The organism is Nocardia sp. AB354 (assembly GCF_049538315.1).
Lineage (GTDB): Bacteria > Actinomycetota > Actinomycetes > Mycobacteriales > Mycobacteriaceae > Nocardia > Nocardia nova.
The window spans coordinates 1-10,329 of sequence record NZ_JBMVFU010000050.1 but is presented as its reverse complement, the minus strand read 5'-3'; the positions used below and the strand labels follow the sequence as shown (position 1 = coordinate 10,329).

The 10,329-nt window shown below is 64.7% G+C and carries 10 protein-coding genes; 4 read left to right on the top strand and 6 right to left on the bottom strand.

Features of this window, described 5'->3' with window-relative positions:
* From ACPCUW_RS34890 to ACPCUW_RS34880, 3 genes are all read left to right on the top strand, one after another.
* Positions 1-562, top strand: a 562-nt coding sequence (locus tag ACPCUW_RS34890) for a hemerythrin domain-containing protein (protein ID WP_423429657.1), incomplete at its 5' end; no start/stop codon positions are given.
* A 210-nt stretch (positions 563-772) separates the two neighbouring features.
* A complete protein-coding gene (locus ACPCUW_RS34885; protein ID WP_423429656.1) occupies positions 773-1,681 on the top strand; it encodes an ABC transporter ATP-binding protein in 909 nt (302 codons plus the stop codon).
* The gene (locus tag ACPCUW_RS34880) at positions 1,674-2,465 is read left to right on the top strand and encodes an ABC transporter permease subunit (protein WP_423429655.1); all 792 of its coding nucleotides are present in this window, start codon (positions 1,674-1,676) and stop codon (positions 2,463-2,465) included. The genes ACPCUW_RS34885 and ACPCUW_RS34880 overlap by 8 nt, the downstream gene beginning before the upstream one ends.
* Positions 2,466-2,579: 114 nt before the next feature.
* Here ACPCUW_RS34880 and ACPCUW_RS34875 read toward each other — a convergent pair whose 3' ends face one another.
* Both ACPCUW_RS34875 and ACPCUW_RS34870 read right to left on the bottom strand, forming a co-directional pair.
* On the bottom strand, positions 2,580-3,083 hold the full coding sequence (locus tag ACPCUW_RS34875; protein ID WP_423429654.1) for a nitroreductase family deazaflavin-dependent oxidoreductase: 504 nt from the start codon (positions 3,081-3,083) through the stop codon (positions 2,580-2,582).
* A gap of 50 nt (positions 3,084-3,133) precedes the next feature.
* The gene (locus ACPCUW_RS34870; RefSeq protein WP_423429653.1) at positions 3,134-3,769 is read right to left on the bottom strand and encodes a TetR/AcrR family transcriptional regulator; all 636 of its coding nucleotides are present in this window, start codon (positions 3,767-3,769) and stop codon (positions 3,134-3,136) included.
* A 213-nt stretch (positions 3,770-3,982) separates the two neighbouring features.
* Between ACPCUW_RS34870 and ctaD the strand changes: the two genes are divergently transcribed.
* A complete protein-coding gene (gene ctaD / locus ACPCUW_RS34865; protein WP_423429651.1) occupies positions 3,983-5,755 on the top strand; it encodes a cytochrome c oxidase subunit I in 1,773 nt (590 codons plus the stop codon).
* Positions 5,756-6,105: 350 nt separating this feature from the next.
* Here the strand turns inward: ctaD and ACPCUW_RS34860 are convergent, their stop codons facing one another.
* The 4 genes from ACPCUW_RS34860 to ACPCUW_RS34845 form a co-directional block, all read right to left on the bottom strand.
* The gene (locus ACPCUW_RS34860; RefSeq protein ID WP_423429649.1) at positions 6,106-6,393 is read right to left on the bottom strand and encodes a YrhK family protein; all 288 of its coding nucleotides are present in this window, start codon (positions 6,391-6,393) and stop codon (positions 6,106-6,108) included.
* A gap of 122 nt (positions 6,394-6,515) precedes the next feature.
* Positions 6,516-7,574 carry a glucose 1-dehydrogenase gene (locus tag ACPCUW_RS34855; RefSeq protein ID WP_423429647.1) on the bottom strand — a complete coding sequence of 353 codons (1,059 nt, stop codon included), beginning with the start codon at positions 7,572-7,574 and terminating at the stop codon, positions 6,516-6,518.
* A gap of 291 nt (positions 7,575-7,865) precedes the next feature.
* Positions 7,866-8,366, bottom strand: a complete 501-nt coding sequence (locus ACPCUW_RS34850) for an SPW repeat protein (protein WP_423429645.1) — start codon at positions 8,364-8,366, stop codon at positions 7,866-7,868.
* Between the two features lie 240 nt (positions 8,367-8,606).
* Positions 8,607-9,836 (bottom strand): cation:proton antiporter, encoded by a 1,230-nt coding sequence (locus tag ACPCUW_RS34845; RefSeq protein WP_423429658.1) that lies wholly within the window; start codon positions 9,834-9,836, stop codon positions 8,607-8,609.
* Positions 9,837-10,329 lie beyond the last annotated feature (493 nt).

Sequence of the window (10,329 nt, the reverse complement as noted above, 5' to 3'; positions counted from 1 at the left end):
GTTGATCTACCGCGAATGTGGCCGCCGCCTGACCACCGGCGATCAGCTCGACCCAGCGATACTGTTCCACTCCGCCCAAATGGTCCACTCCTACATCGAAGACTTCCACGAGGGCATCGAAGAGGGCTACATCTTCCCCCGCCTGCTGCGGGCCGGGAAACTCCAGGACACCGTGCGCGACCTGCTGATCCAGCACGACGTCGGGCGCAAGATCACCATCGCGATCATCCAATCGACAACCACCATGGACATGCCGGGCATGGGCTCCGCCCCCGGATTCGCCACCGCAGACAGCCGCGCCGACCTCGCCCGCACGCTCGACCGATTCATCACCATGTACGAACCACACGAAGCCCGCGAGGACACCGTCATCTTCCCCGCCCTCCGGGACGTCACCGCCGACGGAAACACCTTCGACCGAATCTCGGACCAGATCGCAGAAGCGAAACAGAAACGATTCGGCGAGCACGGAGTCTCCGGCTATCTAGACCAAATAGCCGACCTCGAACGACAACTCGGCATCTACGACCTCGCCACCTTCACGCCACAACTCCCCAACTGACCCACCCAGACCGCTGGAGTCCGCCGTGCACAATCGGTTCGCGCGAAGTCCGTACCCTCGGCTGTCGCCCGCCTTCGACGTGCGCATTCGGCTCATGCGACATGGCGGCATGTCGCATGATGAGGACGCCGACCTTGCCGACCGGACTGCTCGCGCCCAATTCAACGCCGCGTTCGCAGACACGTGTGGCACACAACGAGGGGCGTACCCATGCACGATGTGATCGCAACCGCACAGCTGACGAAAAGGTTCGGCTCCAACCGTGGCATCACCGACGTCAGCATCGACGTGACCGCGGGCGAAGTGTTCGGATTCCTCGGCCCCAACGGCGCCGGCAAGTCGACCACCATCCGCCTTCTGCTCGGCCTCTACCGTCCGACGTCCGGTCACGTGCGGGTCCTGGGCCTCGACCCTGCTCACGATGCGGTGGCGATCCATCGCAGGGGCGGCTACCTGCCCGGCGAACTGGCTCTCTACCCGCGACTGACCGGACGAGAACACATCGACCGCTTCGCACGTATCCGAGGCCTCACCGACCTGCACTACTGCGACGAACTCGGCCAGCGGTTCGACGCGGAACTCGACCGGCCGGTCCGCACCCTGTCCAAGGGAAATCGGCAGAAGATCGGCCTTCTCCTGGCGTTCATGCACCGACCGGACCTACTCGTTCTGGACGAGCCGACGGCAGGACTCGATCCGCTGCTACAAGACGAATTCGCCCGCCTCGTCCATGAAACCGTCGCCGACGGTCGAACAGTATTCCTTTCCTCGCACGAACTCGATGAGGTGCAACGCCTGGTCGACCGGCTCGCGATCATCAAGGACGGGCGCATCGTGGTCAGCGACACCGTCGAGGGACTGCGCCGTTCCGCTCCCCGCACCGTCGAGTTCCGGTTCGACCACCCGATCGACACCGATGCCTTCGCCGCCCTCGACGGAGTCGAGGTTCTCAGCGACGCCGCCGAACGAGTCGTACTCGCGGTCACCGGGCCGGTGGCGCCGGTACTTCGCACAGCCGCAGCGTTGAACGCGGTCGACGTCACCGCCCGACCCGCCGATCTCGACGAACTGTTCCGCACCTACTACCGCGACGAACCAGCGGAGGCCCGCAATGCCTAGCACCGGAGTCGCCGGTCTCGACCTGCGGTTACGTCGCCGGTCCGTCTATGGCTACACGATCGGCCTCGGCGCTTACGCGTTGGTCATCGTCGCGCTGTACCCCTCGTTCCGCAGCGACACCAGCCTGGACCAACTACTCGTCAATGACCCGACCATGGCAGCACTGTTCGGCGTCAGCGGGTCACTCACCAGCCCGACCGGTTGGCTCAACGCCAACCTGTACGCGAATTTCGTGCCCCTCATCGTCCTTCTCATCACCATCGGTTATGGCGCTTCCTGCCTCGCCGGACAAGACGAGGACGGCACCCTCGCATTGGTCACGACCCTCCCGGTATCCCGCCGACGGGTCGTGCTCGAGAAAGCGGCAGCGTTGACCGCGCTGTCTCTCCCCGCAGTGATCGCCACCATGGCCTGTGTCCTCATAGGGCGAGGCTTCGACCTCCACATCGGCGTCAGCGCCTTGGCCGGCATCACCCTCGGAGTACTTTTGCTCGGCGTGGACTTCGGCGCTCTCGCCATGCTCATCGGCGCCGCGACCGGAAGCCGCGGCACCGCACTCGGCGTCACCTCGGCCATCGCGGCCGCCGCCTATCTGATCAGCTCCCTCGCCCCCGTCGTGGCTTGGCTCGCTCCAGCGCGATTGGCTTCTCCCTTCTTCTACGCCGTCGGCGACGGACAACTCGACCACGGCCTCTCCTTCGCCTGGTTCGGCGTTCTGACCGGCATCGCCCTCGCCGCCGTCACAGCAACCATCGCGGCATTCGACCGCCTCGATCTACATTGACGAGCGCAACGACCGAGCTGGAATCCGAGCGATAGGTGGGGCGTTGCCAGGAGACCGGACGTGCCCCGTTCAAGGACCATGCCCGATCCGCGGCCCCGGACCTCGTGGCGCTCGTCAGCTGCTCAACCGAAGTTCGATCATCGGGATATCAGGGGAGTTCTCATCGATCGCGGCACCATAGGTGTTCTCGATCGCAGGCTTGAGAGCCTTCCAGGCTCGCCGATGGCGAGTGACGTAGGACCGCAGCGAGATCGCCGCCTCGTCCGGGCTCAGCTCGCGTGCCGTTACCGGCGCCGCGATCCGCAGCCCGGTCCACACGCGAGCCGCGGGATTGGCTTGCAGGTTGCGGAACCATTGGGCGCGAGTTCCGAATCCGGACACCACCACGTAGGCGTCGGGTTCCGGGTGGTCGACCACCTCCAGGACAACGTATCGGCGAGCGCCGGACTTGCGGCCGATGTGCTCGAGCATCAGCATGCGTGATCCGAACACGAAACCCAGTCGTGCCCGATACAACCAGATGGGTGCGCGCACGACCCGCCGATTGCGCAGGGCCGCGGTAGCCGCAGCGACGAGCGCGTCGCCGACCGCAGTGGGTGACGCAGAAATTTTCGACATAACGAACCTTTCACGAAAGAGGTGACCGAAGGGAGGGGTTCGCCGAGCGATCAGCCGTCCGGAGCGGATCTGTCCTTCGCTATTCCGTGCTCGTAGACCGCCAGCACCTCGGCGCCCCAGCGCTGCATGCCACTGGCCGACAGCAGTTCGAATCCGAGCACCTCGTTCAGACGGGGCCGCAACATCAGCACAGCCAGGTCGTTGACGAGCAGAATCGCGGCGCGAACCGCGGGATCCGGACCCCGCTCGACCGCACCCGCCGCGGCCATACCGTCGAGCGTGTCGCGGCTGAGCTCATACAGCCGCGCGAACAACGCGGACCCGGCCGCACCCCCGGCGAGCAGCATGCGCCCGAGATACAGCGGAACTGCCGAGTCAGCCGGCAATTGGTCGATCACCAGTTCCGCGAGACCGCGGGACCGACCGACATCGAAAACACTCGCCTCGTCCGGTCTTGCGACCTGCTCCAGCAGCGATCCGAAGACGGTCGCCACATAGTCGTCGACGACCTCGCGTAACCCATCCTTGGACCGGTAATGGCGCATCACGAGGGCCGGCGAAACCACCGCCGCGGCGGCGATGTCGCGAATCGTCACCGCGTCGGGACCGCGTTCGGCGAAAAGACGCAGCGCTTCGTCGCGAATCCTGGCCCGCGCGGTACGGTCGGCATCCTCGGGTGAACGCATGTTTACAATAGTAAACGTTTGTTCACCGCCGGTCCAGTTCCCCACCGCCGAGGGCACGGTTCGCCGAATCGCCCGAGCGTTCCATCGTGTTGCCCACATGCATCCGCATGTCGCACCGAAGGGTTTGCCCGAACGCTCCCCGGGTATCGCCGGTGCGTTGCTCTCAGGTCGCATCGAACTCGCACGTCGCATCGAAACAATCCAGGAGCTGGCATGGCGGTATCGGAACACGCGACACTTCCCCTAGAGGCCCGCCGGCCATTTCCCCCACGGGTGAATCCCAAAGGCTCCGCGATCTGGAAGATCGTCACGACTACCGATCCGAAACTGATCGGCATCATGTACCTGGTCTCGGCGACGGCGTTCTTCCTCATCGCCGGCTTGATGGCGCTGTTGATGCGCGCCGAGCTGGCCCGGCCCGGGTTGCAATTCCTGTCTACCGAGCAGTACAACCAGCTGTTCACCCTGCACGGCACGATCATGCTGCTGTTCTATGCGACGCCCACGGTGTTCGGCTTCGCCAACGCGGTCCTGCCGCTGCAGATCGGCGCACCGGATGTGGCGTTCCCTCGACTGAACGCGCTGAGCTACTGGCTGTATCTGTTCGGCGCGACGATCGCGACCGCCGGATTCGTCACCCCGGGCGGGGCCGCCGACTTCGGCTGGACCGCCTACACGCCCCTGAGCGAGGCCATCCATTCCCCCGGCGTCGGCGCCGACATGTGGATCATGGGACTGGCGATCTCCGGTCTCGGCACGATCCTCGGCGCGGTCAACATGGTCACCACGATCGTGTGCCTGCGGTGCCCGGGCATGACGATGTTCCGGATGCCGATCTTCACCTGGAACATCCTGGTCACCAGCCTGCTCATCCTGCTGGCATTCCCGGTGCTGACCGCCGCACTGATGGCACTGGCCTTCGACCGCCACCTCGGCGGCCACATCTACGACGCCGCGACCGGCGGCCCGATCCTCTGGCAGCACCTGTTCTGGTTCTTCGGCCATCCCGAGGTCTACATCGTCGCCCTGCCCTTCTTCGGCGTCGTCACCGAAATCATCCCCGTCTTCAGCCGCAAACCGATCTTCGGCTACCTCGCCCTCGTCTACGCGACCCTGGCCATCGGCTCCCTGTCGATGGCGGTATGGGCACACCACATGTTCGCCACCGGCGCGGTACTCCTGCCGTTCTTCTCACTCATGTCGTTCTTCATCGCAGTCCCGACCGGCGTCAAGTTCTTCAACTGGATCGGCACGATGTGGCACGGAACTTTGAGCTTCGAAACGCCGATGCTGTGGTCGATCGGCTTCCTCGTCACCTTCCTCTTCGGCGGCCTATCCGGAGTGATCCTGGCCAGCCCGCCACTGGACTTCCACGTCACCGACACCTATTTCGTTGTGGCGCACTTCCATTACGTACTGTTCGGCACCATCGTGTTCGCCACCTTCGGCGGCATCTACTTCTGGTTCCCCAAGATGACCGGCCGGCTGCTCGACGAACGCCTCGGCAAACTGCACTTCTGGACCACCTTCTTCGGCTTCCACATCACCTTCCTGGTCCAGCACTGGCTCGGCGCCGAAGGCATGCCCCGCCGATACGCCGACTACCTGCCCAGCGACGGATTCACCACGCTCAACACGATTTCCACCATCGGATCCTTCATCCTCGGCCTGTCGATGGTCACCTTCGTCTGGAACGTCTTCAAGTCCTACCGCTACGGCGAAGTCGTCACCGTCGACGACCCTTGGGGATACGGAAACTCGCTCGAATGGGCAACCACCTGCCCACCCCCACGCCACAACTTCTACGAACTCCCCCGAATCCGCTCCGAACGACCGGCATTCGAACTCCACTACCCGCACATGGTGGAACGGATGCGCACCGAATCACACGTCTTCCTCCACCGCACGCCGTCCGCCTACGCCCCGGCACCACCCGATGAGGCCGAAGCCGCCGAAACCACACCCCGCCCGCGGGAAGAGGAATAAATACTCATCGAGCTACTCGACACCGCCGCCACCCCTACGCTAAAACACTTGCGCTGCCAACGATTTGCCGACCGGGAGCGCATTATCGGCTCGTGACACAGTAGCCGGGCACCCCCCGGACGCACCACGACCATCGCCAAATGCCAGCGACCGTTCGCCTACGCCGAGGTGCGGCAACCACTCCGGCGTGATCAATGCGCCGAACACCAGCAACGGGGCGAACTTGGTCCTCTCCGGCAATGTGTCGATACGCTCGCTTAGCACCGCAGATGATTCGCTCTGGTTCGTCCCGTCGGCGAGATGCTGCGCGGCGACCACCCTGTCGCGTGTGGCAGCAACCGACGTGATGCTCAGTAGTCGTAGTCGACGCGACGGGACCTGTCGGCGCCGAGGCGGCGGAGATGGATGCGGCGAGTGAGCCGGATGACCGGACGGATGAGGAACTGCACCGACCCCACCAGAAACATCCATGTCGCGGCTGTCTGGGTGGACTCGAAGAAAAACAATATGCTGCCCACCACGAACCATACGGCGATCAGGACGTCGTTGACGATCGATGCGGTCTCGTAGCGGCCGTCGATGACGAGGGCTTCGTCGCCTATCACCAGTCGCACGGCCCGATCGGCTCGACCACTCATACCCAGCACAACCATCTCCTTCCGCTAGCACGCAGGCAGTACCCTCCTACGCACTCTTCCTTGCAACTTGCAACAGTGGCTCGACCGGGCAGTTGGGCGTTCAACGCCTGACCGGCGGTCGGTCAGGCGTCGGTTCGGTGGAGATCTATCACGACCTTCACATCGCCGGGTTCGCGGATAAACGCGTCGGCGAACCTCTCCAGCGGAACGCGACGCGAGATCAGTCGGCGCAACCACGCCAGGTCGGCTTTCGCCAGATCGCGGGCTGCGGCGGCGTAGTGGTCGAGGTTGGCGTTGACCGACCCGACGACGGCGTTGTTCTCCAGGACGATTTCGCGGTTGAGACTGCCCGCGTCGAGGCGGAGTTGGTGGCTGGAAGACACGCCTGTCAGGCAGACGATGCCGTAGTTGTCGGCCAGGGCGATGGCGTCGAAAGCGACCGAGGCGACGCCGGTGGCTTCGATGATGATGTCGGGGCGGGCCGCGCTGACGGCGTCGTCGATGCCACCGTGGTGATAGGTGGCGCCGAGTCCGGCGGCCAGATCGGGTTTGTGGCCGGTTGCCACACGGTCGACAATATGGACGTCGAGGCCGCGCTGCACGCCCAGCAGGGCGGCGAGCAGCCCGATCGGTCCCGCTCCGGTGATCAGGACGCTGCACGGTTGGAACCAAGCGCGAGCACCGACTCGTTCCACTTGCTGCCATGCCTTGGCGACCACGGTGGTCGGTTCGAGCAGCATGCCGACATCGGCAAGCGCCGGGTCCAGCCGGACCGCGTAATCGGTTGGCACTGTCCAGCTCTCGCTCGCGTAGCCGTGCAGTTCCTTGATGCCGCGCTCGGTATAGCGGCCGTTGCGGCACATGTCGAACTGGCCGTGGGCGCACGCGCCGCACGGCACCGGGTCGGGACGGCGCACCACCCCGACGACCAGATCGCCGGGCCGGAAACCGCTGTCCGGCGGGGCGGTCCGGACTCGTCCGAGTGATTCGTGTCCGATCACAAGACGATCGCAACCGGTTGGCGCCCACCCGTATTCGCCGTCGGCGATTTCATGGTCGGTGCCACAAACTCCTACCGCGAGACCCGTTACGAGGAGCTCACCTTCGGCGGGTTCTGGATCGTCGACGGCGGTAACATCGAGGGAATCCTTCTTACCGGGGACGACCGTGAGTGCACGCATGATCAGGTCCTCTCGAGGGCGGCGGTATCGAGCCCGCCGGATCGGGCTGTGTGGTCTCGCTCGGGCCGTGGAAGGCAGCATCGCGCCTGCGGCGATCCGCCTTTCCTCCCGGCACAGCGCCGGTTTCGACAGCGCCTCGCGCTGCAACAGCGCCGGAGGCCCGAAAGCCGGACGCGGAGTGAGAGATTCGCCTTGGAGCATGTAAGGACGAGGCTCTGTCGCGTGCGATCGAAACCGTTCGGACGTAACGTGCCCGCACGCGGGTGGTGCGGGCACGGACTGACGGTCGGACTACCGGGCAGCCATGTGGCGCTGCGCAGCCGTCGATGACGTCGACCGTCGACCTATCGTCGCTCCGGCGGCAAGCATGCCGGTAGCGGCCAGGCCGAGCGCGGTGATGACACCACCGGTCCAGAGGTTGTTCCAGAGCACGGCCGTGGAGTGCGGGCCGATTACCCATGGCGTGACCAGCATCCATACGCCCATCACCACCAGCGTCCAACTCAGGCGGTGGCACCGTTGCGGCGCGGCCACCAGCGACAGACCCACGACAGCCACCGCGATGCCCACGATCACATTGATCATCGCCAACCGGGACAAGCCGCCCGCGGCTCCGGCGACCGGAAACGGGGTGACCGCCCATGGCGAGATCGCCAGATACAACCCGGCCAGCAGTACCAGGCCGTCGACCACGACTGCTTGCGGTCCGGCGAGGATCCTGTCGTGCCGCTCCCGAATTTCCGCAGCGTCCGGATGTTCGGTGAAATCCAGGTGTCGCGACACATCGGCCATGACAAACACCTTCTTCCTCTCATCGACCTCCCCACCCTGTCGAGCAGGGATATTTTGCGGCTACCCAATCCACCGCGCGTCTACCGCAGGTTGCGGAGTGTCAAACCCATGGTCAGCCTGATCTGGTCCGGCGTCGCGTCGGCCGGCCTCCGCAACTTCACGGGATTACTGCGACAGGCCAACGGGGTACCTCAGCCAGTTGTCCGGGCGCGGGCGAATCATGAATGAAGTTCCATCGAGCTACCCGACACTCTCGCCACACCCGCGAGAAGCACTTGCGCTGTCACTGGGTTTGCCACTGGGAAGCGCGTCCATCGGCTCGACCCGCAGTAGCCGGGCAATAGGAACGTCGGTTGAGGAATGCGCGATGATCGACAGTGCGATCGTCACCGCCACCAGGTCGAAGACTTTCTCGCTGTCGGGTATTCCGGACTGTAGCGCGAGCAGCCCGTAGATAACCGATGCGAAACCCTTCGGGCCGAACCATGCCGCTGCCGCGCGCTCGGTCCTCGACAATCGCGTCCTCAGCAGTGAAATCAGCATTGCCGCCGGGCGTACCACGAAGATCGCCAAAAATGCCAGTGACCATCCACCTACGCCGAGATGCGACAACCGATCCGGTGTGATCAGTGCGCCGAACACCAGCAACGCGGCGAACTTCGTCGTCTCCGACAGCAGGTCCCCGAACGGCTCGAACTGTTCGGCCGCCACATGGTCGAGCGTCGCCAGGGTGGACCCGGCGGCGAACGCGGCGAGATAGGGGTTGGCGTGGGTGAGGTCGCACACCGCATACAGGGTTATCGCAATCGCCAACGGCCCCAACGCTTGCAGACGCGGCTCCGCGGTCAGGACCCGCGATCGCCACGCCAACGCGACGACGGCCGGGATCGCGATTCCAAGCACGATACCGAGCACCAGCTCCAGCGCGACATGGCCGAGCGCGGAATGTTCGTGCGCGGCAGTGGCGAGGAAGATCAGCACGAACGGCAGTGCGAGACCGTCGTTGAGACCGGATTCCACGTTGAGCAGCCGGCGCAGCCGCAACGGCACGTCGGACCGACCGACAATAGCGGAGGCGAACACCGGATCGGTCGGCGACAAAATTGCCCCCAGCAAAAATGCCGTGGCCCAATCCAATCCGGCAAGCCAATGCGCCGGAAGCGCGATCAACACCATCGTCAACGGCATGCCCAGCCCCAGCGCACGACCCGACAGCCGCCACCCGGATCGCAGCGCCGGAAGATTGGCACGCTGACCGTCGGTGAAAAGCACCGTGAACAGCGCGACATCGGCAAGAGTGATCACCAGCGGATCCTCGGGCGATATCGTCACCCAGCCGAAACCACCCTGCCCGATCACCGCGCCGGCGACCAAGAACAACAGCGCCGTCGACAACACAGTCCGAGCAGCCAGCCCCGACAGTGACACACTCACCAACAACACCAGCCCGAACGCCAGCACCAGCGTCATCCAGACCCCGTCCGTCGCAACGCTCTCACGCAGCACCCGCGGATTCGGGACTACGCCGCCGACCAGACTTCCCGGCACACCGGCACCCAACATGCCCCATACGCCGACACACCGCCAAATCCGCGACCACAGTGACTTGGAGCGACCGCGCGAAGCTGCCGGCTCGCACCTTGAAGCCGTGTCTTCCTCCACCGCGAACCGTCCGTCTACTCCGGGCATCACCGAGCGAAGCCGACGCCGCCGAAACCGCACCTCGCCCGCGCGAACAGGAATGACCTGGGTATTCGCGACCTTGTCTGGCTCTAGTAGCAATCAACGTCCTCATAACCTCCACAGCCTGACCGCATTTGAGGGCGAAGAAGTTCACCGAGCGTTTGCCTGCCGCTGGGCCGGCATGTACCTGCCTGCCCTAGCTTCTGGCGAGGGCGGCGGCTGCCGCCCGGTGTGCACGTTCCACGGGAACGGCAGAAATACGCCGCAGCTGGTGTGATTT

What these genes read in the sequence shown, in the direction of transcription:
- ACPCUW_RS34885 (WP_423429656.1), top strand. Translation starts at nt 773, where the DNA reads ATGCACGATGTGATCGCAACCGCACAGCTGACGAAAAGGTTCGGCTCC.
- ACPCUW_RS34880 (WP_423429655.1), top strand. Translation starts at nt 1,674, where the DNA reads ATGCCTAGCACCGGAGTCGCCGGTCTCGACCTGCGGTTACGTCGCCGG.
- ACPCUW_RS34875 (WP_423429654.1), bottom strand. Translation starts at nt 3,083, where the DNA reads ATGTCGAAAATTTCTGCGTCACCCACTGCGGTCGGCGACGCGCTCGTC.
- ACPCUW_RS34870 (WP_423429653.1), bottom strand. Translation starts at nt 3,769, where the DNA reads ATGCGTTCACCCGAGGATGCCGACCGTACCGCGCGGGCCAGGATTCGC.
- ctaD (WP_423429651.1), top strand. Translation starts at nt 3,983, where the DNA reads ATGGCGGTATCGGAACACGCGACACTTCCCCTAGAGGCCCGCCGGCCA.
- ACPCUW_RS34860 (WP_423429649.1), bottom strand. Translation starts at nt 6,393, where the DNA reads ATGAGTGGTCGAGCCGATCGGGCCGTGCGACTGGTGATAGGCGACGAA.
- ACPCUW_RS34855 (WP_423429647.1), bottom strand. Translation starts at nt 7,574, where the DNA reads ATGCGTGCACTCACGGTCGTCCCCGGTAAGAAGGATTCCCTCGATGTT.
- ACPCUW_RS34850 (WP_423429645.1), bottom strand. Translation starts at nt 8,366, where the DNA reads ATGGCCGATGTGTCGCGACACCTGGATTTCACCGAACATCCGGACGCT.
- ACPCUW_RS34845 (WP_423429658.1), bottom strand. Translation starts at nt 9,836, where the DNA reads ATGACGCTGGTGCTGGCGTTCGGGCTGGTGTTGTTGGTGAGTGTGTCA.